Source organism: Sphingobium sp. CFD-2, from assembly GCF_024611135.1.
Classification (GTDB): Bacteria; Pseudomonadota; Alphaproteobacteria; order Sphingomonadales; family Sphingomonadaceae; genus Sphingobium; species Sphingobium fuliginis.
Genome location: NZ_CP084405.1, coordinates 2,791,659 through 2,816,133 on the forward strand (window position 1 = coordinate 2,791,659; position 24,475 = coordinate 2,816,133).

Sequence of the window (24,475 nt, forward strand, 5' to 3'; positions counted from 1 at the left end):
ATTGGGCAAATTCTGGGCAGGCACGCCAGACCGAATCGCTATTGGATTGATTTCAAGCGGAAAAGTTGCCGACGCCCATCGCCTTGACATCGCAGGCATCATAAGTTCAATCCTTGCCACGCCCATCACCGCTCAGCCGGCGCGGTAGAAAGCGAATAGGGCCAGGTTCCCGCTCCTCTTCCCCATTCCCGGTTCGGCTTTGCCTGCATGGTGAAGCGCAACGTCCCGCCCTCGCGGATCTCCCCGTCCGCGATCCAGCTTCGCCGCAGCGGCCGTCCGTTTAGTTCGACCGCACCCACATAAACATTGGCGGCGGACAGATTTTCCGCCTCCACCGTGAAGCGCCTGCCGTTGGGAAGCGTCAGTACCGCGCGGCGGACGAAGGGGCGACCGACGACATATTGGTTCGATCCCGGCGTCACGGGATAGAAGCCCAGCGCCGTGAACAGCAGCCAGGCCGACATCTGCCCCAGATCGTCATTGCCCGACAGTCCGTCGGGTGTCGGCTTGTATTGGCTCTCGACGATCTGCTTCAGCCGCGCCTGAGTCCGCCAGGGCGCGCCCGCATAAGCATAGAGATAGGCGACATGATGGCTGGGTTCGTTGCCATGGATATATTGCCCGATCAGCCCGGCAATATCCTCCGCATGGCTGTAGTCGAGCTTCGACACATCATAGTCGAACATGGCGTCGAGCTTCGCGATCGCCCGGGCGTCGCCGCCCAGCAAGCGGAACAGCCCCGCCTGATCTTGCGGCACGAACCAGCTATATTGCCAGGCATTGCCCTCCGTATAATCCGAAACATAGTTGATCGCGGCCGGATCGAACGGCGTGCGGAAGCTGCCATCGGCCTTGCGCGCCCGCAGCCAGCCGCTCCTGACGTCGAAGCCGTTGCGCCAACTGGACGACCGGGCGAGGAAGCGCTTCGCCACATCGCCGCGCCCCATGGCCTGCGCCATGCGGCCGATCGCCCAGTCGTCATAGGCATATTCGACCGTCTTCGACGCCGCCTCCGGTTCCCGGTCGATGGGCACATAGCCCAGCTTCATATAGTCGCCCAGCCCGCCATAGGGCGCGTAGTCCGCGCTGGCGACCATGGCGGCCAGCGCCTTGTCCGGGTCAAATCCCCTGAAGCCCTTCAGATAGGCGTCCGCGATCACCGGCACCGCATGATAGCCGATCATCGTCCATGTCTCCCGCCCGGCGAACTGCCAGACCGGCAATATGCCGTGCGGGCTGTGTTCCCGGCTGGCGATCAGCGAGTTGACGACGTCGGAGGTCGTCCTTTCCGGCTGGACCAGCGTCAGCAGGGGATGTTCAGCGCGGAAGGTATCCCAGAGCGAGAAGGTCGAGCGAAAGGTGAAATCCTTCGCCGCATGAACCTGATCGTCCGGCCCCCGATAGCGGCCGTCGACGTCGCTCCAGATGCTGGGCGCCAGCAGCGTATGGTAGAGCGCGGTGTAGAGATTCGTGAGCATCGGCTCCGGCGCATCCATCTCCAGCCGCCCGAGCGCCTGCCGCCATGCGTCCTCGGTCCTCCTCCGGACGGTGTCGAAACCGGCGCCTTCCGCATCGAGATTGGCGATGGCCCCGCCCTCATCCACCCCTGAAAGCGCGACCTGGACCTCCAACGGGCCATCGAGCCTGCCGAAGTCGAGCCTTGCCTCCAGCGCCTTGCCCAGCTTCTCGGCCAGCGCGTCGCTGCCCCGCCCCGGCGCCTGGAAGCCTTTATAGGGAACCGCCTGGTCCCGGTCGATGAAGGCATGGTCCTTCAGGGGTGCGGAAAAACGCATGGCAAAGAACAGCTTGCGGCCCGCCGCCCATCCCCGCGTCTCGCGAAAGCCCGTCAGCGTGCCGTCCGGGTGGAGGTGCAGACCGGACCAGAGGATCTTGCCCGGATAATCGTAAAGAGAGGAGCGCAGGTCGATCAGCAGATGCGCCTCCCGCCCCGCCGGAAAGGCATAGCGGTGGATGCCCACCCGCTCGCCCGCTGTCAGCTCCGCCCGGATGCCGCTATCGGCCAGCGTCACCGCATAATAGCCGGGCCTGGCCGTCTCGCTGTCGTGTGAGAAGCGCTGGCGATAGCCGGAGCCCGCCTGTTTCGGATCGCCCGGATCGAGCCGGACGGCGCCCGTCTGCGGCATCACCAATATGTCGCCCAGATCGGAATGGCCCGCGCCGGAGAAATGGGTGTGGCTGAATCCCTGGATCGTCGGATCATGATAGCTGTAGCCCGCCGCATGGGCATAGCAGTCGCGCACCTGGCAGGTCGTATCGGTATCGGGCGAAAGCTGGACCATGCCGAAAGGCGCGGAGGCTCCAGGGAAAGTGTGGCCTTCCGGGCCGGTGCCGATCAGCGGATCGACGAAGCCCAGCGGATCGGCAGGCGTCTGCGCAGCGATGGGCCAGGCCGAAGCCGTCAGCAGCAGCGCGCAGATGAGCAGCGGCGCCCTCATCGGGCGGCAACCGGCACGGGGTTGAAGCACGGGTTTTGCCGGATCATGATCCATTGCCTCCAAATCATCGGGTTGCGTTCGTCGCGCCCTGCCCTGTTCTTCCCGCCCTAATAGCGGTCGGCAATGGAAAAGCCGCCATCCCATTGTACAAATGTTGAATTGGGCCACGCATGACGGTGCGCTCCGAACTTGCAGGGCCTGGGGCAATATGATTGGACGGCGATGATGGATGCTGAACCGATGCTGGCCGGAATCGAACTGGGCGGGACCAAGGTCCTGGTGCTCCGCGCGCGCGGCGGGACGATTGTCGACCGGGAGACGATAGCGACCACGACGCCGCGGGAGACGCTCTCCAGCGCCGTCGCGGTGCTGAAACGCTGGCATGCGGAGGCGCCCATCGCCGCCATCGGAATCGGCAGCTTCGGCCCGCTTCGGCTCGACCGCCGCGCCCCGGACTTCGGCGTCATGCTGCCCACGCCCAAGCCCGGCTGGGCGGGTGCGGACATATTCGGCACCCTGACCGCGCCCTTCGATTGCCCCGCGATGATCGACACCGACGTCAACGGAGCCGCTCTGGCGGAGCTGCGCTGGGGCGCGGGCGCGCTGGGGGACGCGCCCTCCGACAGCCTGTGCTACATCACGATCGGGACCGGCGTGGGCGCAGGGTTCGCGTTCAACGGCCGCACCGTCCATGGCGCCATGCATCCGGAAATCGGCCATATCCGTGTTCCGCGCGCTCCCGGCGACGGCTTTGCGGGCCGTTGCCCCTTTCACGGCGATTGCATCGAGGGTCTGGTGTCCGGGCCCGCGCTCGCCCACCGCTTCGGCATGCCGGGCCATGAGATCGATCCCGCCGACCCCCGATGGGACGATGTCGCCAGCGACATCGCCCATCTCGTCTCCACCATCCTGCTGGGCACCGCGGCGCGACAGGTGCTGATCGGCGGGGGCGTGGGCATGGGGCGGACCGGTCTGCTGGCGAAGGTCCGTCGAAACGTCGTCGTCCAGCTTGGGGGCTATTTGCCGCATGTCGACGATTCCAGCATCGGCCGGATCGTCATGACGCCGCTGCTTGGCGATCAGGCCGGTCCTTTGGGTGCCGTGGCCTTGGCCATGGATGCGCTGAGCGCGGAGGGCGTCAGTTGACGCCCTTCTGCCGGAGGAGCAGCGGCAGGACCATCATCGGCGCGACCATGGCGATCACGCTGGCGACCAGCAGATCGTCGACCCACCGATAGACCGTCGTGAAGAACATCAGGAAGGCCATCGTCGCCAGAACGGGAAGGATCAGGGGAACCACCCCGCCCCCCATCCGCCGGCCAAGGACGCCGATCGCATCATCCATATGGCCCCTGCGGCGCTGGCCTTCAGGGCGTGCGCCGCCGGCGCCGCTTCTCATCGGCCGGTTCATGTCCTGATCCTCACTGATCTGATCGGTTTCATATAGAAACCAATAAACGAACTTCCAGACGGGAAGATCGATACGGACCGTTTCCGATCTCGACAGCAAGGCGGACGCGGGTGGGATGTCCCGCACTTCCGTTGACCGCTAGAGCCAATCGACATTCAGAAGATGACGAGCCGAAAATGATGGTTTTCCGTGACCCGGAGCGCAGCCTACTCAAAATAGGTGAGCACCGGAAGCACGGAAAAGCGTCATTTGCAGGCCGTCAGGGCTGAATGTCGATTGGCTCTAGCCCGATAGTGCGTCCTTTCCGGATGGAGGCCCTTGCCTGACGGGAGCGACCGTTCATAAGGAACCGCATGACCACGATCCGCCTGCTCGCCCATAGCGTCGAAAAGCCCTGGGGCCGCATCGATATTCCTGCCGCCATCGCGCCTTCGGATGGCCGTCGCGTCGGCGAAGTCTGGTTCTCGCCGCCGGAGCAGGAAGAAGGGCGGCCTTTGCCGCTGCTGGTCAAATATATCTTCACCAGCGAAAAGCTGTCGGTTCAGGTCCACCCCAATGATGCGCAGGCGCGGGAACGCGGGCTGGCGGGCGGCAAGTCGGAATGCTGGTACATATTGGATGCGGAACCCGATGCGCGGCTGGGAATCGGCCTGACCCGCGACCTGACGGCAGAGGCGTTGCGCACAGCAGCCCTCGACGGCAGCATCGAGGCGCTGATGGACTGGAAGCCGGTGCGGGCGGGCAGCTTCTACTATATTCCCGCCGGCACGGTGCACGCCATAGGCGGCGGCGTGACGCTGGTGGAAGTGCAGCAGAATAACGACGTGACCTACCGCCTTTACGATTATGGCCGGCCACGCGAACTGCATTTGGAAGAGGCGATGGCCGTCAGCGTGGCGACGCCCTATGCCCTGCCCGACCGGGTCGTCCCGATGACAGCGCAAGAAAGACTGGTGGCGGGCTGCGATGCGCCCTTCATCCTGGACATGGTGCAGGGTGAAGCCGGCACCGGGCAGCGGATCGAAGGAGAAATGGCCTGGTTCATTCCGCTGGCCGGCGCCGGCACGATCGACGGCGAGCCGTGGCGGCAGGGCGAATGCTGGCTGATCGAAGGGACCGCCGGCCTGACCATCCATGACGGGATGAGCGCGCTGCTCGCCCGCCTGCCTTGAAACATCGGCGAATCGGGGGGACTGCATGCCACGGGGAGAAATGATCGCGGACAAGCGCGTCCTGTTCGTGATGGCGGTGGAGGATGAATATGGTCCTCACCTCAGGGCCCGGTTCGACCCGCTGATGACCGGCGTGGGCCCGGTGGAAGCCGCTCTCAACACCGGCCTTGCGCTCCAGCGGCTGGATCTGGAAGGCGCGCTGCCCGACCTCGTCATCTCGCTGGGATCGGCGGGATCGCGCATCTGCACCCTGGGCGAGGTCTATCAGGTCGCCAGCGTTTCCTGGCGGGACATGGACGCCTCCCGCCTCGGTTTTCCGAAGGGCGTGACCCCCTTTTCCGACCACCCGGCCGAAATAGCGCTGCACATGCCGCTGGAACTTCGCACCGCCCGGCTGTCCACGGGGGCGAACATCGTCGGCGGGGACGAATATGCCACGATCGACGCGGACATGGTCGACATGGAGAGCTTCGCGGTCGTCCGCGCCTGCCAGCGCTTTGGCGTGCCGGTAATGGGCCTGCGGGGCATTTCCGACGGCCCGGGCGAATTGGCGGACATGCTGGGATGGACCCAGTTGCTGGCGCTGCTGGACGAGCGTCTGGCACAGGCGGTCGATATGCTGGAGGGAGCGCTTGGGCGCTGAGGAGATGCGGTCTTCTTAAGGCGCAATGGGCCGACTGCTGCCATTTCCCCTCCCGCTGGCGGAAGGGGGAATGTCCTGGATTGGCCCCTGGGGCCTTTCTCCCCCTTTATCTGAGGCGCCTGACCAGAACCGCCTCAATGCCCCTCAAAGGCGATGATCGCCGCCGACGCGACGCCGTCCGCTTCCAGCGCAGCCATGCCGCCCAGATCGGGAAGATCGATCGCGAACAGCGCCATCAGCACGGTTGCGCCCTGCTCCCGGACAAGTTGCGCCGCCGCAAGCGCGGTTCCGCCGGTCGCGATCAGATCATCGACCAGCACCACCCGCGCCCCGTCCGGGATTTGCCCTTCATGCAATTCCAGCCGGTCGGTGCCATATTCCAGCACATAATCGATGCCGACGGTCTTGCCGGGCAGCTTGCCCTTCTTGCGCACGGGCACGAAACCCACCCCCAGCGCATGGGCCAGCGCCGCCCCAAGGATGAAACCGCGCGCCTCGATGCCGACGATGAAGGCCGGGTCGAGCGGCCGCGCCACCGCCGCCATCCGCTCGACCAGTTCAGTGAGACCGGCTGCGTCCGCCAGCAATGTGGTGATGTCCCGGAACTGGATGCCGGGCTTGGGGAAATCGGGAATCGTGCGGACCAGGGCCGCCAGGCTGTCTGCGCTCATCTTCGCCCTCATAAGAAAAGGGGGCCCGGTTTCCCGCGCCCCCTCCGATGTTCTGTTCCAGACCCCGTTCAGGCGGCCTTTTTCTTGTCCGCCCAGATATTCTGGTAGGCCATATAAGCCAGGCCCGTCGCGATCAGCAGGAAGAAGATCGTCGCCAGACCCGCGCGACGGCGGTTTTCCAGCTTGGGTTCGGCCGTCCAGGTCAGGAAGGCCGCGACGTCCTGCGCCATCTGGTCGACGGTCGCCTTGGTGCCGTCTCCATAGGTGACCTGTCCGTCCGCCGTCAGCGGCGGCGCCATGGCGAGGTTCAGGTTCGCGAAATAGGGGTTGTAGTGCAGCCCCTCCGGCGTCTTCGCGTCCGGAAATTCCTTCAGCAGTTCGGCCGGCTGCGCCTGGAAGCCCGTCAGCAGCGAATAGACATAGGCGCTGCCGTGATGGCGGGCCTTGGTCATCAGCGAGAGATCGGGCGGGATCGCATTGTTGTTCGCCGCCGCCGCCGCAACGTTGTTCGCGAAGGGCTTGGGGAAATAATCCGCCGGGATGGGATCGCGGGTCGACATCTCGCCCGTCTTGGGATCGACGTCGGGGGTCTTGATCGCCCACTGCTTGGCGATCGCCTTGATCTCCGCCTCGTTATAGCCAATGCCCTTGAGGTCGCGGAAGGCGACGAACTTCAGGCTGTGGCAGGCCGAGCAGACTTCCTTGAACACCTGGAAACCGCGCTGGAGCTGCGCCTGGTCGTACTTGCCGAAGGGGCCGTCGAACGAGAAGGCGACATGCTTGGGATCGCGGTGGAATTCATGCTCCACCGTGACCGCCGGCGGCTCGGTGACATAGGCCACCGCGCCCACCAGGAAGGAAACCAGCAGCCAGCCCGCGAAAAAGAGGCCGACGAGAAATGCGCCGATGCGTATCATTAGTCTTGTCCCCCTTAACCGGCGTGCGACGGCTGCGGATCGCTGCCCATGCCGGGAAGCGCCTCGCGCTCACCCTCGAGCGCATGGCGGCCAAGCACCGCCTCGGTGATCGAGTTCGGCAACGGCAGCGGCTTTTCGAAGCGCGAGATCAGCGGCAGGATGATCAGGAAGTGGGCGAAATAATAAGCCGCCGCGACCTGGGAGATCATCACATAGGGTTCCGCCGCCGGCGCGCCGCCGCAATAGCCCAGGATCAGCACGTCGACGATCAGGATCCAGAAGAACTTCCTGAAGGTCGGGCGATAATTGCCCGACCGCACCGGGGAGGTGTCCAGCCAGGGCAGGAAGAAGAGCAGCAGGATCGACGCGAACATCGCCAGCACGCCCAGCAGCTTCGCCGGGACGAAGAAGAAGTCCACGGTGAAGGCGCGCAGGATCGCGTAGAAAGGCCAGAAATACCATTCAGGCACGATATGCGCCGGCGTCGAAAGCGGGTTCGCCTCGATATAATTGTCCGGATGGCCCAGATAGTTGGGCGCATAGAACAGCAGGACCGCGAACAGGATCAGGAACACGCCCGCCCCGAAACCGTCCTTCGCGGTGTAATAGGGGTGGAAGGGCACGGTGTCCTGCGGCCCCTTCACTTCCACGCCGGTCGGGTTGGAGGAACCCGGAATATGCAGCGCCCAGATGTGCAGGATCACCACGGCGGCGATCACGAAGGGCAGCAGGAAGTGCAGCGAGAAGAAGCGGTTGAGCGACGCGTTGCCGGGGGCGAAACCGCCCAGCAGCCAGGTCTGGATCGGCTCGCCCACCACGGGGATCGCGCCGAACAGACCGGTGATCACCTTCGCGCCCCAGTAGGACATCTGCCCCCAGGGAAGCACATAGCCCATGAAGGCGGTCGCCATCATGAGGAGGAAGATGACGAGGCCCAGCAGCCACACCATTTCGCGCGGCGCCTTGTAGGAACCGAAGAAAAGACCGCGGAAGATGTGCAGATAGACCACGATGAAAAAGAAGCTGGCGCCGTTGGCATGGGCATAGCGCATCAGCCAGCCGGCGTTCACGTCGCGCATCGTCTGTTCGACGGTGCCGAAGGCGACCAGCGTGTTGGCGCCGTAATGCATCGCCATGATCACGCCGGTGACGATCTGGATCACCAGCGCGAGACCGGCCAATACGCCGAAGTTCCAGAAATAGTTGAGGTTGCGCGGCACCGGATAACCGGCGCCCACGGCATTGTAGACGAGGCGCGGCAAGGGCAGCTTCTCGTCGATCCACTGCATCGCGGGATGCTTGGGAGTATAATGTTCAGCCCATGGAAAGCTCATGACAGTCCCCCTCAACCCACGAGAATGGCGGTGTCGGAAGTGAAGCTGAACTTCGGCACTTCCAGGTTCTTGGGCGCGGGGCCCTTACGAATGCGGGCGGCGGTGTCGTAGGACGAACCGTGGCAGGGGCAGAAATAGCCGCCATATTCGCCCCTGTTCTCACCCTCGCCCGCGCCCAGCGGCACGCAGCCCAGATGGGTGCAGACGCCCATGGTGACCAGCCACTGCTTCTTGCCGTCGACGGTGCGTTCCTCCAGCGTCTGCGGATCGCGCAGGCTGGACGGATCGACCTTGTCGGCTTCCGCGATTTCCTTGTCGGTCAGGTGCCGGACGAACAGCGGCTGCGACCGGAACGTCGTCTTGATCGCCTGGCCCGGCTGGATGGAGGACAGGTCGACCTCCGTCGAGGCGAGCGCCAGCACGTCGGCGCTGGGGTTCATCTGATCGACCAGCGGTATGACCACCGCGACCGCACCGACCCCGGCGAAGCTCACCGCGGCGATGTTGATGAAATCGCGACGGCGAACACCGTCGCTGCCGCCTCCATCGGAGACGGACGCCCCCTCACTCTCCAAATGTTCAACGATCGCCATGCACCTCAACCCTTGCAAGAACGTCCCTGACCCCGCCGCATTGCCCATTATGGCTATGTTATCGGGAGAGCCGCGGCGCCCAAGCAGAAGGGCGCGCCTTTCCCCCTGGCGCGGTTTGCAGGCCTGATAACCGTAGGATGCGCCATTTGCCAAGCCTTTTAGACAGGCTAGGAGAATTAACCGCGCTGTTCTATGGCGCGGCGCATGCGTATCGCCCTCTATCAACCCGAAATCGCCGGCAATGTCGGCGCGATCCTGCGCCTTGCCGCCTGCTTTTCCGTGCCCGTGGACATCATCATGCCGATGGGTTTCGCCTTTTCCGACGCGAAGCTGAAACGCGCCGCGATGGACTATGGGGCGGCCGCCGACATCACCCAGCATGCAAATTTCGAGGCGTTCGACGCCCGGCGCCGGGCCGAAGGGAGGCGGCTGATGCTGATGAGCAGCCATGCTTCGCAACGCCTGCCGGAGGTGGAATTCCGCGCCGACGACGTTCTGCTGATGGGATCGGAAAGCGCCGGCGTCCCCGACAGCGTGCGCGATCTGGCCGATGTGCGCGTGCGCATTCCGATGGCGCCGGGCTTTCGGTCCTTGAACATCGCCGTTTCCACGGGCATCGCGATAGCAGAGGCCCTTCGCCAGACCGGAAGTTTCCCGCAATGACAGAGTTACCGAAAATGACGTTGGCGCTCGACCCGCAACAGCAAGCCGCCCGCGACTGGTTCGAATCGCTGAGGGACCGCATCTGCGCCGAATTCGAAGCGATCGAGCGGGAGGCCGGGTCCGACGCCCGCTTCGACTATATCGCCTGGAATCGGGAGGCGCCTGGTATAGCGCCCGGCGAAGGCGGCGGCGGCGTGCGCGGCGTCATGAAGGGCAAGGTGTTCGAGAAGGTCGGCGTCAACGTCTCGACCGTGGGCGGCGCCTTCTCTCCGGAGTTCGCCAGGACCATCCACGGCGCGAGCGAAGACCCGAGCTTCTTCGCCACCGGCATCAGCCTGGTCGCGCACATGGCCAATCCCCATGTGCCCGCCGTGCATATGAACACGCGCTATCTGAGGACGTCCAAAAGCTGGTTCGGCGGCGGCGCGGATCTCAACCCTCCCCTGCCGCGCGAGGAGGACACGGCGCATTTCCATGATGTGCTGAAGGCCGCCTGCGACGCCCATGACCCGGACTATTATCCCCGTTTCAAGTCATGGGCAGACGATTATTTCTTCATTCCGCATCGCGGCGTCCATCGCGGCGTCGGCGGAATATTCTACGACCATCTGGAGGGCGATTTCGACGCGAATTTCGCCTTCACGCGGGACGTGGGCGAGGCGTTCCTCAAGGCCTTCCCGCCCATTGTCCGGCGGCGCATGGGGGAAAGCTGGTCGCGGGAGGATCATGCCCGCATGCTCGAATGGCGCGGCCGCTACGCCGAATTCAACCTGGTGCATGACCGCGGCACGCTGTTCGGGCTGAAGACCGGGGGCAATGTCGACGCGATCCTGATGAGCCTGCCGCCGATGGCGAGCTGGAGCTGAGCATGGGCCTGACGCCCGTTCCCGACGACCGGATCGCGACGATCGTCACCCATCTGGAAATGCGGGAGCGGCCGAAACCCGCCCCCATCCCGCCCGCCCCGTTGCGGCTGGTGCCATGGAAGGCGCCGACGCCAGAGGCCTATCGCGCGCTGTTCCGGCGCGTGGGTGAGCCGTGGCTCTGGTTCTCCCGCCTGGTGATGGACGACGCCACGCTGAGCGCGATCATTCACGATCCCGCGGTCGAGGTCTATGCCGTCACCGATCCCCGGGGCGTGGAGGTGGGGCTGCTGGAACTCGACTTCCGTTCATTGCCCGACTGCGAGCTGGCCTTTTTCGGACTGATCCCGGAATTGACCGGCAAGGGTCTGGGCCGATGGCTGATGGCGCAGGCCAAGGCGCTGGCCTGGCGCAAGGAGGTCACGCGCTTCTGGGTGCACAGCTGCACGCTCGACAGCCCCGCGGCGCTGGGATTTTACCGCAAGGCGGGCTTCGTGCCCTACAGGCGTGAAGTGGAAATCTTCGCCGATCCGCGACTTGCGGGGCTTTTGTCGCCCGACGCCGCGCCGCATGTGCCGGTGCTGGGTCAGCTGCCCTCCGCCTGACGATAGAGCCGCGCCAGCATCACCAGCATATAGACCTGCACCACCGTCGACACGACAGCGGCAGCCACGCCGCCGATCAGCCGGCCGCCCGTCGGACCGCCGATCAACGTCCCGATCAGGCCGAACACCGCCTGCGCCGCGCCGCCGACAATGGCGGACAACAGGGTCAGCGCCACGATGAAGCCGAACAACCGCCAGAAATGCCCCCTGGTCAGCGCCCAGCCATGGCGCAGCGACGCCATGACGCCGGCCGTCCCGTCGATCACCACGGGATTGAGCAACAGCAGCCGCACGCTCGCGAAGATGGTGACGGCCACCACTCCCACGCCGAGCAGCAGCGCCAGCGTCGCGCCCAGAGGCTTGGCGATGAGCGACAGGACCGTCACCGCCAGGGTGGCGGCGATCACCGCGCCGGCCAGGAAACCGGCGACCACCAGCGCCACGCCCAGCAGCACCGGAAGCCGCGCAAAGCTCAGCCGCAGCGCCTCTCCCACGCTGATGCCCGGGCGCAGGGCGAGCGCCAACAGGGTCAGCGATCCGAACCCGATGATGATCATCGCCAGCATCATCGCCAGCCAGAAGCTGCCCGGCACCTGCGGCATGGTGGTTTCCGACAGGTTCCATTTGGCGAGTTCCGGCGGCGTCATCTCCTGAAGGATGAGGCCCGGCAGGGCGACGAACAGCAGGGCGACGGGAAACAGCAGGCTGCTTTCGCGCGCGACGAAGGCGACCGCCTCCTCCCACGCCTTGCCGATGGACATTGTCGCCATATCTCTACGCCCTGTTCTCTACCCGATGCTCTGAAAATCGCGGAGGAGACTTGATCGCTCGCTCTGCCCAAGTCAAGGAAGCGCCATGTCCTCGCCATCCCCAGCCCAAGCCCCTGACGCCCCCAGCGTGGAATGGCGCGTGGAAAGCGCGCCCGTCGACTACCCCCGGGCGCTGGCCGAGATGGAGGGCCGGGCCGCCGCGATCTTCGAGGGGCAGGCCGCAGAGCGGGTCTGGCTGCTCGAACATCCGCCGCTTTACACGGCCGGAACCAGCGCCGATCCGGCCGAACTGCTCGACCCGCGCTTTCCGGTGCACGATGCGGGGCGGGGCGGACGCTATACCTATCATGGGCCGGGCCAGCGCATCGGCTATCTCAACATCGACCTGCGGAATCGGGGCAAGGACGTGCGCAATTTCGTCCATCACCTGGAGGGATGGATGATCGATGCGCTGGCCGATTTCGGCATAGCGGCCCGGCGCGCGAAGGGACGGATCGGCATCTGGACCGACGATGCCCAGGGGCGGGAGGCGAAGATCGGCGCCCTCGGCATCCGGGTGCGGCGCTGGATCACGCTTCATGGCTTTTCGATCAATGTCGATCCCGACCTGTCCCATTTCGGAGGCATCGTGCCGTGCGGCCTGGCCGAATATCCTGTGACGAGCATGGCCGCGCTGGGCGTGAAGGCATCGATGACCGAGCTGGACTCGGCGCTTGCCCGGCATTTCCCGGCCTTTCTCGGCCGCCTGCGCCGGTGTCCGGCGGCAGATGGAGCGGGGGTTGAGCAATGCGGGACGGGCCGCTAGGGTCGCGGCTTTCGCCAGGTGGGGGGCTGCCGGGCATGCTGCAACGCTTTAGGAGACCCGGATGCGTCCTGACGTCAAGACGACAATGGCAATATTGGTTTCGGCCGGCTGCATGGCGCTGGCCGGATGCGGCAGCAAGAAGGAAAGCGGCACCGCCGTCCCGATGAACAATCTGGAAGTGGTCGACGGCACCGCCACCGACGCCATGACCGATCTGGACGGGGTGCAGAGCGAGGGCGTGGCCGTCGCGCTTCCCGCCAACCGCAGCGACAATGCGGCCGCTCCGGCGGCGGCGGCGAAGAATGAGAGCGAGGGCAAGCCCGCGGCCGATACCGAAGTGCTGTCGGATCAATAGGCTGGCGTCCGCGTTCAGGCATGATACAGACGGGCGGGAGATAGTTCGCAGCGCTCGTTACAAAGAGGGATTTCAATGACATTGCGTTATGTGGGCCGTTCCATTGGACACCGATCCCTTGGACGCCGGGTCGTGCTGGGGCTGGCCATGACGGCGGCGACGCTGATGGCGCAGCCGGCCGCCGCGCAATTCTTCTGGTCGCCGCCCGATTTCTCGACCCCGCCCCTGACCGACGCCGAAGCCACGACCGCGCTGGGCCTGCCGGGCGCGACCGCGGCGGAGGTCAAGGCCGGGCTGGTGTGGAACCTGCGCGCGGCGTTGAACGTCGCGGCCCTGCAATGCCAGTTTGAGCCGACCCTGCTGTCGATCAGCAATTACAACGCCATGATCGCCCATCACGACGCCGAACTGGACGCCGCGCAGACGACGCTGCTCGGCTATTTCCAGCGGACGGTCGGCAAGGGCAAGCCCGGCCAGATGGCATCGGACCAATATGGCACGCGCATCTATTCCGGCTATTCGACGGTGCAGGCGCAACGCGGCTTCTGCCAGGCGGCGGCGCTGGTCGGACGGCAGGCGATCTTTGCCCAGCGGGGCACGCTGAACGAGGTGGCGCGCAACGGACTGGGGTCGATCAAGAAGTCGCTGGTCCTGGCGGGCGAGCAATTTTACGGCGATCCGGGACGCAGCTATTCGCTGACCCTGCCGTCCTTCGACCCCAAATGCTGGAAGAAGGGCAAGATGCTGCCTGCGTGCCAGCTCGCATGGAACCAGAAGATCGGCGTCCAGCCTTAAGGCAACGGCGCCAATCACGACATTCCTCCTCCCGCAAACGGGAGGGGGCAAGGGGGGCGGGCTGGCGCGACGTCAGCGACAGGTTTCAGCGGCCAGAGTGGTTTTCATCGCTCCAGGATGGAAGCTTCCCCTGAGGCAGGCCACGGCCCTCAGCGCAATCCCAGATATTTGTGCGACTGAAGGCTGAGCCGCCAGCGGGGCCGCCCCATCACCAGATCCACCGCCGCCCGCGCGTTTTCCGCTGCCTTCGGATCGTCCAGCGGCTGCACCAGCCAATGATCGAAGGCCCAGCGCTCCATATCCTCGACATCCGCCAGGCTGTGCCCCCGCCCCGGCTGCGGCCAGACCAGCTTCAGCTCATTGCCGCTGCGCTGGACCACCTCGCTGCCCGCCTTGGGGCTGATGCAGACCCAGTCCAGCCCCGGATGCGCGGGCAAGGTGCCGTTGCTCTCGATCGCAATGGCAAAGCCGCGCGCATGGAGCGCATCGACCAGAGCATCGTCCACCTGGAGCATCGGTTCCCCGCCGGTCAGCACGATATAGCGCCCCTCCCGCCCCTCGCCCCAAAAGGCGAGCGCGGCCTCGGCCAGACCGTCCGCATCCGCGAACCTGCCCCCGCCATCGCCGTCGGTGCCGACGAAATCGGTGTCGCAAAAGCGGCAGACGGCGCTTGCCCTGTCCTGCTCCCGCCCGGTCCAGAGGTTGCAACCGGCAAAGCGCAGGAAGACCGCCCGGCGGCCGGCATGGACGCCCTCTCCCTGAAGGGTCAGGAACATTTCCTTGACGGCGTAGCTCATGGCGTCAGGGCTTCACCGCATAGTCGGTGGGATCGGGCAGGCCGGCCTCCACGAAACCCTTGGACCGCAGGCGGCAACTGTCGCAGAGGCCGCAATGCCTGCCGTCCGGCGTCGGATCGTAGCAGGACCAGCTCAGCCCCGTATCCAGCCCCAGCCGATAGGCTTCGCGCACGATGTCCGCCTTGCTCATATGCTGGAGCGGGGCATTGATCCGGACCGGATTCCCCTCCACCCCTGCCTTGGTGGCGAGCGCGGCCATCTTCTGAAAGGCGTCGATGAACTCCGGCCGGCAATCGGGATAGCCCGAATAATCGAGCGCATTGACGCCGATGAACACGTCGTTCGCGCCCGCCACCTCGGCCAGGCCCAGGGTCAGCGACAGGAATATGGTGTTGCGCGCGGGTACATAGGTGACGGGAATGCCGGTCCCGACGCCGCCCTTGGGCACGGCAATGTCCGCGGTGAGCGCAGACCCGCCAAAGGCCGTCAGGTCCAGCGGCAGCACGATATGCGAGATGGCGTTCAGCGCCGACGCGACTCGACCCGCCGCCTGCAATTCCAGCCGGTGGCGCTGATTATAGTCGATCGACAGGGCGAACAGGCGATAACCGGCCTCGCGCGCCAGCCCGCCCGCCACCATGGAGTCGAGCCCGCCCGACAGCAGGACGACGGCGAATTTTCCGTTATGGGCAACCATGAGCGCCGCGCTACGCCTCCCGACGCGTCAGCGCAAGCCGGTCGCGCCTAATGGCAGGCGCCGAGCCAGCGGCCCTCCAGCGCGAAGGCGAAGGGCGCGCCGTCGGCAATGCCCTGCGACTGGATCTGCACCAGCCGGGACGTTTCGACGCGCAGGTCCGTCCGCCCATTGCCCGCCGCGCCGCATTCATAGGTGACGACCAGCCGGTTGGCGACATCGCTGACGGTGAAGCTCTTGCAGGCATGGCCCGCATGGCGGCTTTGCAGAAGCTGGCTGAGGCTGGAGACGCAGAGCTTGCGCGCGGCGCCATCCTCGCCCCGCCCGCGCAATTCCCATTCACCCGTCTCCAGTCCCTTGGGCAGGCGTGACGCGGGCGCCGCCGCCTGCACGGCAGAAACCGCCATCATCATCGCCGCCGCACCAAGGGCGCGCCGCTTTGCCACCATTCCGATCCCCCTGTCGATCGTTGCTGATCCAGATCAGCCTTGCGCGTCAATTGCGGCAATTTGATAGCAATAAGGAGGGCGCCCGCTCATTCCTCCGCAAAGCTGGCGAGCGCGACCGGGAAAAGACGCGAGCAGAAGGCGCAATCCACGCCGATAATGCCCTGATCATCCGCCATGTCCGCCCGCTCCGCCGCCGGAAAGCGGCCGATGACGCTGCGGATATGATCGAGGTCGCAACGGCACCCCTTGCTGAGCGCCGTGGGATCGGTGACGCGCACCTCCTCCTCTTCGTGGAACAGCCGCCAGACGATGTCGGACAGCGGCAGCGCGTTGTCGGTCAGTTCCGCGTCCTTGAGCGTGTGGGCCAGCGCCTGGACATGCTCCCATTCCGGATGGTCGTGGCGGACATGCAGCCGTTCCCGCCCGACTTCCCCCTCGGGCAGGTGCTGGAGCAGCAGGCCAGCGGCAAGGCACCCCTCCCCCGCGTCGTGGCGCGTGGCGATCTGGATGATGCTGGGGATCTGCTCGGACTGGAAGAAATAATGTTCCGCCGCATCGGCAAGCGATTCGCCGTCCAATGGGACGATGCCCTGATAACGCTCGCCAGTCACCGCCTGGTCGAAGGTGATGGCGAGATAGCCCTTGCCGAACAGGCCGAACAGCGTCGGATCGGGGCCCAGTTCGGCCAGCCGGTCGGCATCGAACTTGGCATAGCCGCGCACCTCGCCGCCCTTATAGTCCGCCACCAGCAGGCTGACGACGCCATTTTCGGTCTGCGCCTGAAGCGTGAGCTGCCCACCCGCATCCTTGAGCGTCGAGCCGAGCAGCGCCGCCAGCACCAATGCGGAGGCGAGCAGCCGCTCGATCTGCGGCGGATAGGCATGGGCGGCAAGGACATCGTCGAGCACCGGCCCCAGCCGCACGATCCGCCCGCGCGCGTGGCGGGAGGGGATGGTGAAGCCAAGGGCCTGGTCAAGGGTAGCGGAAGAGGTCAAGTCAGGCTCCGTGCGGCGCGCCGGGGCGCGCCGATCATGCAAAGGCGCTTAGATAGGTTGCGATGCCCGGGCATGCAAATGCACTTGGGTTTGGACTTGATCGGTGGGATGCGGACGGTCTGATCGCGGCCCGCTCCTTGGGACAGGTCGTGCTCCCGCGCCGGCGGGAACCCGGTTCAGGCGATGCGATAATCTGCGAAGGGCGGGACCGGGCTCCTGGCCGCGCAGGAGCCCCAAACTCAACCAAGCCGGCCCAACGCCCAGAGCAGCACCGACTTCTGCGCATGGATGCGGTTTTCCGCTTCGTCCCAGATCACCGATTGCGGCCCGTCTATCACCGCTTCCACCACTTCCTCGCCGCGATGGGCGGGCAGGCAATGGAGGAACTTCGCCGCGGGCTTCGCCAGCGCCATCAGTTCCGGCGTCACCTGATAGGGCATCATCGCCTTGAGCTTCTCCTCGGCATGGGCCTGGCCCATGGAGATCCAGGTGTCGGTGACGACGATGTCCGCGCCGGCCACCGCCGCCAGCGGGTCGCGGGTGCGAGTGATGGTCGCGCCACGCGCCTGCGCTTCGGCCTCGAAGGACGGGTCGGGGTCATAACCCTCCGGCACGGCGATGCGCACGCCGAACTTCATCAGGCCCGCCGCCTCGACGATGGAATGGAGGACATTGTTGCCGTCGCCCAGCCATGCCCATTGGCTGCCGGGCAATGCCACGCCATGCTCCACCACGGTCAGCAGGTCGGCGACGATCTGGCAGGGGTGCGACAGGTCGGTCAGGCCATTGATCACCGGAACACTGGCGTAATGCGCCATTTCCTGGATCTTCGCATGATCGTCGGTGCGAATCATGATGGCGTCGGCCATGCGGCTCAGCACGCGGGCGGTGTCCGCAATCGTCTCGCCCCGGCCAAGCTGGCTGGTCGCGCCGTCCAGGATCAGCGATGTGCCGCCCAACTGGCGGATCGCCATGTCGAACGACACGCGGGTGCGGGTCGAATTCTTCTCGAAGATCATCGCCAGCGTGTGACCGGCGAGCGGCGCATCCGCATCCGCTTTGCCCTTGGGCCAAGCTTTGCGCGCGGCCTTCCGGTCGATGGCGTCGGCAATCATGGCGGCGATCGCATCGCCGCCGGCGTCACTCAGATTCAGGAAATGATTGGTCATGAGGAACCCCCTCAACCCGTTCGGGCGAACGGAGATTAATTCAGGCCGCAGCCTCCGCAAAGCTCCGCGCCCCGGCGGAAAGCCGTTCGACGCATTCCGCGACATGGCTTTCCTCGATCACGAGCGCCGGCAGGATGCGCACGACATTCTGCCCCGCCGACACGGTCAGCAGGCCGTGATTGTCGCGCAGATGCGCCACGAACTCGCGGGCGTCATAGTCGCTCTTCAGCTTCACGCCGAGCATCAGGCCCAGCCCACGCACATCCTCGAACATGTCGTGATTGGGGATAAGCTGCTCCAACGCCGAACGCAGGCGCGCGCCGATGGCCTTCACATGGTCGAGGAAACCCTCGCCCAGCACTTCGTCCAGCACCGTCATGCCGACGGCCATGGCCAGCGGATTGCCGCCATAGGTCGACCCATGGGTGCCGAACACCATGCCCTTGGCCGCTTCCTCGGTCGCGAGGCAGGCGCCCAGCGGGAAGCCAGCGCCAATGCCCTTGGCCACCGCCATGATGTCGGGGGTCAGGCCATATTGCTCATGCGCGAAGAAGGTGCCGGTGCGGGCATAGCCGCACTGCACCTCGTCCAGGATCAGCAGCAGGCCCTGATCGTCGCACAGCTTGCGCAGGCCGCTCAGAAACTCCTGCGTCGCCGGCGTCACGCCGCCTTCGCCCTGCACCGTTTCCACCAGGAAACCGGCGGTGTTCTCATCGACGGCGGCCGTCGCGGCCTCCAGATCGTTGAACGGCACCACGGTGAAGCCGGGCAGCAGCGGTTCGAAACCGTCGCGCATCTTGGGCTGGCTGGTGGCGGAGATCGTCCCCAGCGTCCGCCCATGGAAGGCGTTGTCGAAGCTGATGATCTTGTGCCGGTGCGCCTCGCCATTGGCATAGTGGTAACGGCGCGCGGTCTTGATCGCGCATTCCACCGCTTCCGCGCCCGAATTGGTGAAGAACACCGTATCGGCAAAGGTCGTGTCGACCAGACGCTGCGCGAATTTCTCGCCCAGCGGCATGCCGTAGAGGTTCGACGTGTGCATCAGCGTCGCGGCCTGATCCGCGATCGCCTTGACCAGCTTCGGATGGCCATGGCCCAGCAGGTTGACCGCGATGCCGCTGGCGAAATCCAGATAGCGTTCGCCGCGTTCCCCGATCAGATAGCAGCCCTCGCCTCGGACCGGGCGTACATCGCACCGGGGGTAAACGGGCATGAGCGGCGTAATCGACATGGTCCTTCCCTTTCTGGGCTGATGCAAACAAAGTCCGAAACGCAAAAAGGCGGCCCCCGCCGGGCCGCCCTTTGCGAGCGCTGCCTATACAAGCGCGCCTTTGAAGGCGCAACCCCGTGCAACATGCCGTCATCCGGCGAAAGCCGGGATGACGGACGCCTTCAGCCGATCTGGTTCCACGCCTCCGCGATCTCGCCGATCATCAGGCGGGCCTGCTCCACCGGCGCGGCATCATGCTCCTTGGCGCTGACGAGCAGCAGGCGCCGCGCTTCGCGGTAGATCTGGGCGAGGCCAGTGGCGATGTCTCCGCCCTTGTCGAAATCGAGGCTCGATTCCAGCGCGAAGAGGATCGACATGGCGCGGGCCTGCTTGTCGGAAACCTTGAGCCGGTCGCCATTGCGTTCCGCCAGCGCGGCGGCATCCAGCGCCAGCAGCAGCTCGTCGAACAGCACCTTGACCAGCGCGTGGGGCGTCGCACCCTCGATCCGGCTGCCCGAATGGACCGCCGCATAGCGCCGCGCCGCTGCCGTGCCGCCGAACCCGCCATGATTGTAGAACATGATATTCCGACCCTTTCGGTATTAATTGTCGTTTTTGGTCCAGAGGGCGACCTGCTGCTGGAGATAGCTTTGCGTCGCCTTCAACGCCGACAGGCGCGTTTCCATGGCCGAATAGACCTTGGTGAGCTGCTCCTGATAGTTGGTCATCTGGGTATCGAGCTTGTCGAGCTGATCCGTCAGATCCTTCGCCAGCTTCTCATATTTGTCCTGCGTGGTGGCGAGCGGTCCGCCATCCTTCTTGATATTGTCGCGCACGCTGTCCATCAGGCCGGCAAGGCCGATATTCGTGGCGGTCTTGACCGACGGGTTCAGCAATTGCGTGATCGCCTTCGGATCGGCCGCAATCGCCTTGTCCAGCGCCTTGGTATCGAGCGACAGCGTACCGTCGCGATTGGTGCTGACGCCCAGGTCGTTCAGCGTCTTGTAGGCGCCGGTGCTGCTGAGCTGGGCCGACACCATCTGCGAAAGCTGCCGCTTCATGTCGCGGATCGAGGATTCTCCGTTCAGCACGCCCGCATTGGACGAGTCCGTGCCGGTGGAGGTGGCGGTGTTCAGCGCCTTCATCAGCGTGTTGTAGGCGTCGACGAATTCGACCATCAGGTCGCGCATCGACGTGGTCGGCTCGGTCGTGGCGAGCGTGACGCTGGTCCCAGGCGCCGCCTTGTTGAGGTCGATGCGCAGATAGGGGATCGCGCCGTCGATGGTGTTGCCGGCATAATGCTGCTCCACGCCGTCGAGCAGGATCACCGCGTCCGCCGGGTCGGCGGCGCTGGCCATGGTGCTGCCGGCCGGGACGCTGGCCTTGGTCCAGGCGAACTGGTCCAGGGACGCGCCGCTGGCATCGGGGGTGGAGGAAGAAACCGTCAGCGAGATGTCGTTGGCCGCACCGGTCGGCCCCTTCATCATCAGGCGGGTGCCCTGCGAATCGGTGATGACGGAGGCGGTGACGCCGGTACCGGACGCGTTGATGGCGGCGGCAAGGCCGGCATAGCTGTTGTTGGCCGAGGTGATGGTGACGGGAACCGCGGCGCCGGAACCGACCTTCAGCATCAGCGTGCCCGTGCCCACGGTCGCCGCCGCGCCGCTTGCCGCATCGGTGTTCGCGTTGACCGCCGACACCAGCGTCCGGCTGGTCGCCAGGTTGCGCACTTCGATCTGCGCCGGAAGGCCGGTGGGCGTGCCGCCGGGCAGCGCGCTGACCGAAGCGATGCTGGGGTCGTTGGAAGCCGGCGCGCCCGAATAGCCGGTGCCCGCGAGCAGGCTGTTCAGCGCATCGGCAAAGGTGTCGAGCGAACTGGAGGCCGACGCCAGGGCGGAAATCCGCGCGGTGTTCAGCGTCTGGCGACTGGTGATGGCCGTCTGGCGCGGTTCCTTGGTGGCGCTGACCAGGCTGGAGACGAGCGACGCGGTGTCGATGCCCGATCCCGCGCCTAGCGCCGTCAAGATGCTGCTGCTCACCGAAGTCATTGGCCGTCCTTTCAAGAGAGAGAACGGCCCTAGCGCGAAGACCTTTAGGAATGATTTTCAGGGGGGAAGGCAGGAGCCCACCTCACCGACGCAACATCCAGGCCGCGTGGACGAATTTCGAAATGTCCGGGATTGGCCAATCCAAGACATTCCCCTCCCGCAAGCGGGAGGGGAATGTCGGCAATCCACCCCAACCGCTCAGACCACAGTCCTGAATTTCTCAACGCCGCCTGCAACGGCGCGCTCGCGAGCAGGCGCAGGAGCGCCGCGACGAACCCGGCTCAAACGCCCGGAGACAGAATCTGGTCGACCGCGCCGCGACGGATGTTGGCCTGCGCCGCATGGGCATAGGCGGCCTGCTCCGCGATGCGCTTGGCGACGCGGATCGTGCTTTCCACCGCCTCCTTGGAGGCCGGGGGCAAGGGGACCAGTATCTGCGGCTCGGGCAGCATCGACTGGATTTCGTCGGCTGCCCCGTCGACCGTCACCGTGCCGCCCTGACTGCGCAATTCAGCCAGAATGTCGGCAATGCGGGCATGCACCTTGGCATATTCGGCGCTGGTCGCGATGCTTTCCTCCACGCCCGACTGATCCTCCGGCGTCGGCGCCTGCCGGGACGATCCACCGCCCTGATGCACGGTGGCGGCCGATGAAATGGGCGCAATCGCGGACACGGCGGACGGCGCGCGGGTCGCGCCGCGCTCCACCGACAGTTCAGTCCGCGAAATATAGTCGTTCATGACGCACATCCTAATGCGTCCCCGTGAAGATTATACGGATATTAAGCCCTAAACTTAAGTTAAGGACGATCGATTTTCAGGAAACCGCTGATTATCAAGATGATTTTTTGCCGTCCGCGTCGAAGCGCAGATCGTCCGGCACGGTGATGAATGGCCGGTCCATCTCGCTCGCCATCCGATTCTCCACCCGGAAGACGAAGGCAAGGACGGTCGCGACCGCCATGTACAGCCCTTCATTGACGATCTGCCCGGCGCGCGAGGTGAAGTATATGGCGCGGGCCAGTTCGGGATATTGCAGCACCGTGACCCCGTTCTGGTCGGCAAGGTCGCGGATCGCCGCCGCCACCGCGTCGCAGCCGCGCGCCACCACCACCGGCGCGGCGTCCTGCCCCGGCTTGTAGCGCAAGGCGACGGCGAAATGGGTGGGGTTGGTGATGATGACGCTGGCCTCCGCCACCGCCTTGCGGGTCGAACCGCTCAGCACCTCATATTGCTTGCGGCGGATATGGCCTTTCAGCTCGGGGGAACCTTCGCTCTCCTTATGCTCGTCCTTGATCTCCTGCTTGGTCATCGACAGCCGCCTGGACCGCTGCATGAGCTGGGCGGGAACGTCGATGCCCGCGATCAGGAACAGGCCCCCCGCCATGATCAGGCAGGTCATGATGAACATATTGCCAAGGTCCGCCATGGCGGGCGCCAGCCCCGCCTTGCCCAGCCCGACGATCTCCGTCAGCCGGTCCCAGATCATCCAGACGCCGATCGCGCCCAGCAGCGCGACCTTGGCGACGGACTTGACCAGTTCGATCAGCCCCTGGAGCCCGAACATGCGCTTGAGGCCGGCGGCGGGATTGAGCTTCGACGCCTTGGGCGCGAAGGCGCCGGGACGGAAGCCGAGCGAGCCGAGCAGCGCCGGCCCCGCAATGGCAGCCAGCAAGGTCGCCAGCAATATCCCCGCGACCGGCAGGGCGATGCCGGACAGCAGCGCGATGCCCCGGTCGGCCGGCGCGAAATTCACGATGTCCTCCCGCCGGAAACGCAACGCCTCTATCAGCATGTCGGACAGGGATTCGACCATGGAGGGCCCCGTGACCGCGATCCAGCCAATGCCGGCCATCACCACCAATGCAGTGGCGAGATCGCGGGACTGGAGAATGTCGCCATTCTTAGCCGCATCCTTCAGCTTCTTGGCTGTCGGCTTCTCGGTCTTTTCGCCGCCGCCATTGCTCCCGGCCATGGTCAGTGCCCCTCCGCAATGGTCTGGGCCTGGTCCAGCCCGGCCTTCAGGGCGGCGGCGATCCCCTCCCCCATGATCGGCGCGGTGACGGCCAGCAGGATGAGCCCCGCCATCAGCGCCACCGGCATGCCGACCGCGAACAGGTTGAGCGCGGGCGCTGTGCGCGCCAGCATGCCCATGACGATCTGCACCAGCACCAGCGCGAAACCGACCGGCAGCGCGATGGTGACGCCCGCGCCGAGCAGCGCGCCGCCGAATTCGATCAGGTGCCAGACCGCATCGTTGCTCAGCATCGCGCCACCCGGCGGCAGCGCCCGATAGCTTTGCACGACAAAGCTCACCAGCATCAGATGCCCGTCCATCGCCAGCAGCAGGAAGGTCGACAGGATGGAGAGGAACTGGCCCACCGCCTGCGTCGCCTGGCCCGACGAAGGATCGACCATCGCCGCGAAATTGAGGCCCATGGTGTTGCCGATAGCCTCCCCGGCCACCAGCGCGGCGGCATAGCCGATCTGCACGGCAAAACCGATGGCGAGGCCGGCAAGCACCTCACCCGCGACCAGCATCACGCCCTGGAAACTGGCGACGCCGTCGGCGGGAAGCTGGATAGGCACGCTGTTGAGCGCTGCCATGCCCAGCGCCAGCGACAGGATCAGCCGCAATTGCAACGGCACGGCGGGCGCGCCGAAGACGGGCGCGGCGATGAAGGCGGCGCCGGGGCGGATCATGGCGATCAGCCAGATCCAGAGCTGGACTTCCACATTGACAAAGCCTGGGGCGAAGCCCGGCGCGATCATTGCAGCAGGTCCGGAATGCGCTCGAAAATCTCGCGCGTGAAATCGGCGATCAGCACCATGATGGAACCGCCGAACAGCACCAGCATCGCGCCGACGACGATGATCTTGGGGATGAAGGCCAGCGTCTGTTCATTGATGGAGGTCGCGGCCTGCACCATGCCGATGACGACGCCTGCGATCAGCGCGGGAATCAGGATCGGCGCTGCCGCCAGCGCCGTGATCCACAGCGCCTGCTGCGCCAGCCCCATGAAGAAATCGGCGTTTTCCATGGATCAGGCCGCCCCGGAGC

28 protein-coding genes are annotated in these 24,475 nt (G+C 65.5%); 9 read left to right on the forward strand and 19 right to left on the reverse strand.

All coding sequences use genetic code 11. The features are described 5' to 3' along the window. Positions 1-125 precede the first annotated feature (125 nt). Entirely contained in the window at positions 126-2,456 is a 2,331-nt protein-coding gene (locus tag LDB29_RS13765) for a GH92 family glycosyl hydrolase (protein ID WP_257557035.1), read from the reverse strand. Between the two features lie 240 nt (positions 2,457-2,696). On the opposite strand from LDB29_RS13765, the gene LDB29_RS13770 reads away from it, so the two are divergent. Further along, positions 2,697-3,602 (forward strand): ROK family protein, encoded by a 906-nt coding sequence (locus LDB29_RS13770; RefSeq protein WP_025550132.1) that lies wholly within the window; start codon positions 2,697-2,699, stop codon positions 3,600-3,602. On the opposite strand, the gene LDB29_RS13775 is transcribed toward LDB29_RS13770, so the two are convergent. Beyond that, positions 3,595-3,867: a hypothetical protein gene (locus LDB29_RS13775; RefSeq protein ID WP_226870480.1), complete on the reverse strand. Its 273-nt coding sequence runs from the start codon at positions 3,865-3,867 to the stop codon at positions 3,595-3,597. The two genes, LDB29_RS13770 and LDB29_RS13775, sit on opposite strands and share 8 nt — an antisense overlap. 353 nt (positions 3,868-4,220) lie before the next feature. Between LDB29_RS13775 and LDB29_RS13780 the strand changes: the two genes are divergently transcribed. Further along, on the forward strand, positions 4,221-5,039 hold the full coding sequence (locus tag LDB29_RS13780) for a class I mannose-6-phosphate isomerase (protein WP_025548519.1): 819 nt from the start codon (positions 4,221-4,223) through the stop codon (positions 5,037-5,039). Positions 5,040-5,079: 40 nt separating this feature from the next. After that, a complete protein-coding gene (locus tag LDB29_RS13785; protein ID WP_025548521.1) occupies positions 5,080-5,682 on the forward strand; it encodes a 5'-methylthioadenosine/S-adenosylhomocysteine nucleosidase in 603 nt (200 codons plus the stop codon). A 134-nt stretch (positions 5,683-5,816) separates the two neighbouring features. Here the strand turns inward: LDB29_RS13785 and LDB29_RS13790 are convergent, their stop codons facing one another. The 4 genes from LDB29_RS13790 to petA form a co-directional block, all read right to left on the reverse strand. Further along, positions 5,817-6,353, reverse strand: a complete 537-nt coding sequence (locus LDB29_RS13790; RefSeq protein WP_025548522.1) for an adenine phosphoribosyltransferase — start codon at positions 6,351-6,353, stop codon at positions 5,817-5,819. A 68-nt stretch (positions 6,354-6,421) separates the two neighbouring features. After that, entirely contained in the window at positions 6,422-7,270 is an 849-nt protein-coding gene (locus tag LDB29_RS13795; protein WP_044660303.1) for a cytochrome c1, read from the reverse strand. Between the two features lie 14 nt (positions 7,271-7,284). Continuing rightward, entirely contained in the window at positions 7,285-8,604 is a 1,320-nt protein-coding gene (locus LDB29_RS13800) for a cytochrome b/b6 (RefSeq protein ID WP_025548524.1), read from the reverse strand. Between the two features lie 11 nt (positions 8,605-8,615). Further along, entirely contained in the window at positions 8,616-9,197 is a 582-nt protein-coding gene (gene petA / locus LDB29_RS13805) for a ubiquinol-cytochrome c reductase iron-sulfur subunit (protein ID WP_025548526.1), read from the reverse strand. 192 nt (positions 9,198-9,389) lie between these two features. On the opposite strand from petA, the gene LDB29_RS13810 reads away from it, so the two are divergent. Genes LDB29_RS13810 through LDB29_RS13820 form a run of 3 tightly spaced genes read left to right on the forward strand, consistent with a single transcriptional unit; the run spans position 9,390 to position 11,328 of the window. Beyond that, positions 9,390-9,860, forward strand: a complete 471-nt coding sequence (locus LDB29_RS13810) for a tRNA (cytidine(34)-2'-O)-methyltransferase (protein ID WP_037482177.1) — start codon at positions 9,390-9,392, stop codon at positions 9,858-9,860. A gap of 14 nt (positions 9,861-9,874) precedes the next feature. Then, a complete protein-coding gene (gene hemF, locus LDB29_RS13815) occupies positions 9,875-10,726 on the forward strand; it encodes an oxygen-dependent coproporphyrinogen oxidase (RefSeq protein WP_025548529.1) in 852 nt (283 codons plus the stop codon). Positions 10,727-10,728: 2 nt separating this feature from the next. After that, entirely contained in the window at positions 10,729-11,328 is a 600-nt protein-coding gene (locus tag LDB29_RS13820; protein WP_025548531.1) for a GNAT family N-acetyltransferase, read from the forward strand. On the opposite strand, the gene LDB29_RS13825 is transcribed toward LDB29_RS13820, so the two are convergent. Next, on the reverse strand, positions 11,310-12,098 hold the full coding sequence (locus LDB29_RS13825; protein WP_025548532.1) for a hypothetical protein: 789 nt from the start codon (positions 12,096-12,098) through the stop codon (positions 11,310-11,312). The two genes, LDB29_RS13820 and LDB29_RS13825, sit on opposite strands and share 19 nt — an antisense overlap. Positions 12,099-12,183: 85 nt before the next feature. Here LDB29_RS13825 and lipB point away from each other — a divergent pair, with 85 nt between their 5' ends. The 3 genes from lipB to LDB29_RS13840 all read left to right on the forward strand — a co-directional run bounded on the left by lipB (position 12,184) and on the right by LDB29_RS13840 (position 14,053). Beyond that, positions 12,184-12,903, forward strand: a complete 720-nt coding sequence (gene lipB / locus LDB29_RS13830; protein ID WP_025548534.1) for a lipoyl(octanoyl) transferase LipB — start codon at positions 12,184-12,186, stop codon at positions 12,901-12,903. A gap of 61 nt (positions 12,904-12,964) precedes the next feature. Beyond that, positions 12,965-13,258: a hypothetical protein gene (locus tag LDB29_RS13835; RefSeq protein ID WP_025548536.1), complete on the forward strand. Its 294-nt coding sequence runs from the start codon at positions 12,965-12,967 to the stop codon at positions 13,256-13,258. Positions 13,259-13,333: 75 nt separating this feature from the next. Then, positions 13,334-14,053, forward strand: a complete 720-nt coding sequence (locus tag LDB29_RS13840) for a hypothetical protein (RefSeq protein WP_025548538.1) — start codon at positions 13,334-13,336, stop codon at positions 14,051-14,053. Between the two features lie 149 nt (positions 14,054-14,202). Here LDB29_RS13840 and queE read toward each other — a convergent pair whose 3' ends face one another. The 12 genes from queE to fliQ form a co-directional block, all read right to left on the reverse strand. Then, a complete protein-coding gene (gene queE, locus LDB29_RS13845; protein WP_025548539.1) occupies positions 14,203-14,850 on the reverse strand; it encodes a 7-carboxy-7-deazaguanine synthase in 648 nt (215 codons plus the stop codon). A 4-nt stretch (positions 14,851-14,854) separates the two neighbouring features. Next, positions 14,855-15,547, reverse strand: coding sequence for a 7-cyano-7-deazaguanine synthase QueC (gene queC / locus LDB29_RS13850; protein WP_025548540.1), 693 nt, complete (start codon positions 15,545-15,547; stop codon positions 14,855-14,857). Between the two features lie 47 nt (positions 15,548-15,594). Next, the gene (locus LDB29_RS13855) at positions 15,595-15,993 is read right to left on the reverse strand and encodes a hypothetical protein (RefSeq protein ID WP_082166205.1); all 399 of its coding nucleotides are present in this window, start codon (positions 15,991-15,993) and stop codon (positions 15,595-15,597) included. A gap of 86 nt (positions 15,994-16,079) precedes the next feature. Continuing rightward, on the reverse strand, positions 16,080-16,988 hold the full coding sequence (locus LDB29_RS13860) for an Hsp33 family molecular chaperone HslO (RefSeq protein ID WP_025548542.1): 909 nt from the start codon (positions 16,986-16,988) through the stop codon (positions 16,080-16,082). 239 nt (positions 16,989-17,227) lie between these two features. Next, the gene (gene argF, locus LDB29_RS13865; protein ID WP_025548543.1) at positions 17,228-18,157 is read right to left on the reverse strand and encodes an ornithine carbamoyltransferase; all 930 of its coding nucleotides are present in this window, start codon (positions 18,155-18,157) and stop codon (positions 17,228-17,230) included. 40 nt (positions 18,158-18,197) lie between these two features. Continuing rightward, the gene (locus LDB29_RS13870; RefSeq protein WP_025548544.1) at positions 18,198-19,388 is read right to left on the reverse strand and encodes an aspartate aminotransferase family protein; all 1,191 of its coding nucleotides are present in this window, start codon (positions 19,386-19,388) and stop codon (positions 18,198-18,200) included. A 161-nt stretch (positions 19,389-19,549) separates the two neighbouring features. Next, positions 19,550-19,948: a flagellar export chaperone FliS gene (fliS, locus tag LDB29_RS13875; RefSeq protein WP_025548545.1), complete on the reverse strand. Its 399-nt coding sequence runs from the start codon at positions 19,946-19,948 to the stop codon at positions 19,550-19,552. A 21-nt stretch (positions 19,949-19,969) separates the two neighbouring features. After that, the gene (gene fliD, locus LDB29_RS13880) at positions 19,970-21,415 is read right to left on the reverse strand and encodes a flagellar filament capping protein FliD (protein ID WP_025548546.1); all 1,446 of its coding nucleotides are present in this window, start codon (positions 21,413-21,415) and stop codon (positions 19,970-19,972) included. A gap of 281 nt (positions 21,416-21,696) precedes the next feature. Continuing rightward, the gene (locus tag LDB29_RS13885) at positions 21,697-22,155 is read right to left on the reverse strand and encodes a hypothetical protein (RefSeq protein ID WP_025548548.1); all 459 of its coding nucleotides are present in this window, start codon (positions 22,153-22,155) and stop codon (positions 21,697-21,699) included. Between the two features lie 94 nt (positions 22,156-22,249). After that, a complete protein-coding gene (flhB, locus tag LDB29_RS13890; RefSeq protein WP_025548550.1) occupies positions 22,250-23,389 on the reverse strand; it encodes a flagellar type III secretion system protein FlhB in 1,140 nt (379 codons plus the stop codon). Between the two features lie 2 nt (positions 23,390-23,391). Beyond that, entirely contained in the window at positions 23,392-24,186 is a 795-nt protein-coding gene (gene fliR / locus LDB29_RS13895) for a flagellar biosynthetic protein FliR (protein WP_137710252.1), read from the reverse strand. After that, the gene (gene fliQ / locus LDB29_RS13900) at positions 24,183-24,455 is read right to left on the reverse strand and encodes a flagellar biosynthesis protein FliQ (RefSeq protein ID WP_025548552.1); all 273 of its coding nucleotides are present in this window, start codon (positions 24,453-24,455) and stop codon (positions 24,183-24,185) included. The genes fliR and fliQ overlap by 4 nt, the downstream gene beginning before the upstream one ends. Positions 24,456-24,475 lie beyond the last annotated feature (20 nt).

Coding starts and splice junctions, on each gene's coding strand:
- LDB29_RS13785 (WP_025548521.1), top strand. CDS start 5,080: ATGATCGCGGACAAGCGCGTCCTGTTCGTGATGGCGGTGGAGGATGAA.
- petA (WP_025548526.1), bottom strand. CDS start 9,197: ATGGCGATCGTTGAACATTTGGAGAGTGAGGGGGCGTCCGTCTCCGAT.
- LDB29_RS13790 (WP_025548522.1), bottom strand. CDS start 6,353: ATGAGCGCAGACAGCCTGGCGGCCCTGGTCCGCACGATTCCCGATTTC.
- LDB29_RS13885 (WP_025548548.1), bottom strand. CDS start 22,155: ATGAACGACTATATTTCGCGGACTGAACTGTCGGTGGAGCGCGGCGCG.
- queE (WP_025548539.1), bottom strand. CDS start 14,850: ATGAGCTACGCCGTCAAGGAAATGTTCCTGACCCTTCAGGGAGAGGGC.
- LDB29_RS13770 (WP_025550132.1), top strand. CDS start 2,697: ATGCTGGCCGGAATCGAACTGGGCGGGACCAAGGTCCTGGTGCTCCGC.
- LDB29_RS13855 (WP_082166205.1), bottom strand. CDS start 15,993: ATGGTGGCAAAGCGGCGCGCCCTTGGTGCGGCGGCGATGATGATGGCG.
- fliD (WP_025548546.1), bottom strand. CDS start 21,415: ATGACTTCGGTGAGCAGCAGCATCTTGACGGCGCTAGGCGCGGGATCG.
- LDB29_RS13870 (WP_025548544.1), bottom strand. CDS start 19,388: ATGTCGATTACGCCGCTCATGCCCGTTTACCCCCGGTGCGATGTACGC.
- flhB (WP_025548550.1), bottom strand. CDS start 23,389: ATGGCCGGGAGCAATGGCGGCGGCGAAAAGACCGAGAAGCCGACAGCC.
- LDB29_RS13810 (WP_037482177.1), top strand. CDS start 9,390: ATGGCGCGGCGCATGCGTATCGCCCTCTATCAACCCGAAATCGCCGGC.
- hemF (WP_025548529.1), top strand. CDS start 9,875: ATGACGTTGGCGCTCGACCCGCAACAGCAAGCCGCCCGCGACTGGTTC.
- LDB29_RS13795 (WP_044660303.1), bottom strand. CDS start 7,270: ATGATACGCATCGGCGCATTTCTCGTCGGCCTCTTTTTCGCGGGCTGG.
- LDB29_RS13780 (WP_025548519.1), top strand. CDS start 4,221: ATGACCACGATCCGCCTGCTCGCCCATAGCGTCGAAAAGCCCTGGGGC.
- fliS (WP_025548545.1), bottom strand. CDS start 19,948: ATGTTCTACAATCATGGCGGGTTCGGCGGCACGGCAGCGGCGCGGCGC.
- LDB29_RS13800 (WP_025548524.1), bottom strand. CDS start 8,604: ATGAGCTTTCCATGGGCTGAACATTATACTCCCAAGCATCCCGCGATG.
- LDB29_RS13775 (WP_226870480.1), bottom strand. CDS start 3,867: ATGAACCGGCCGATGAGAAGCGGCGCCGGCGGCGCACGCCCTGAAGGC.
- queC (WP_025548540.1), bottom strand. CDS start 15,547: ATGGTTGCCCATAACGGAAAATTCGCCGTCGTCCTGCTGTCGGGCGGG.
- fliR (WP_137710252.1), bottom strand. CDS start 24,186: ATGATCGCGCCGGGCTTCGCCCCAGGCTTTGTCAATGTGGAAGTCCAG.
- lipB (WP_025548534.1), top strand. CDS start 12,184: ATGTCCTCGCCATCCCCAGCCCAAGCCCCTGACGCCCCCAGCGTGGAA.
- LDB29_RS13840 (WP_025548538.1), top strand. CDS start 13,334: ATGACATTGCGTTATGTGGGCCGTTCCATTGGACACCGATCCCTTGGA.
- LDB29_RS13835 (WP_025548536.1), top strand. CDS start 12,965: ATGCGTCCTGACGTCAAGACGACAATGGCAATATTGGTTTCGGCCGGC.
- argF (WP_025548543.1), bottom strand. CDS start 18,157: ATGACCAATCATTTCCTGAATCTGAGTGACGCCGGCGGCGATGCGATC.
- LDB29_RS13765 (WP_257557035.1), bottom strand. CDS start 2,456: ATGAGGGCGCCGCTGCTCATCTGCGCGCTGCTGCTGACGGCTTCGGCC.
- LDB29_RS13820 (WP_025548531.1), top strand. CDS start 10,729: ATGGGCCTGACGCCCGTTCCCGACGACCGGATCGCGACGATCGTCACC.
- LDB29_RS13825 (WP_025548532.1), bottom strand. CDS start 12,098: ATGGCGACAATGTCCATCGGCAAGGCGTGGGAGGAGGCGGTCGCCTTC.
- fliQ (WP_025548552.1), bottom strand. CDS start 24,455: ATGGAAAACGCCGATTTCTTCATGGGGCTGGCGCAGCAGGCGCTGTGG.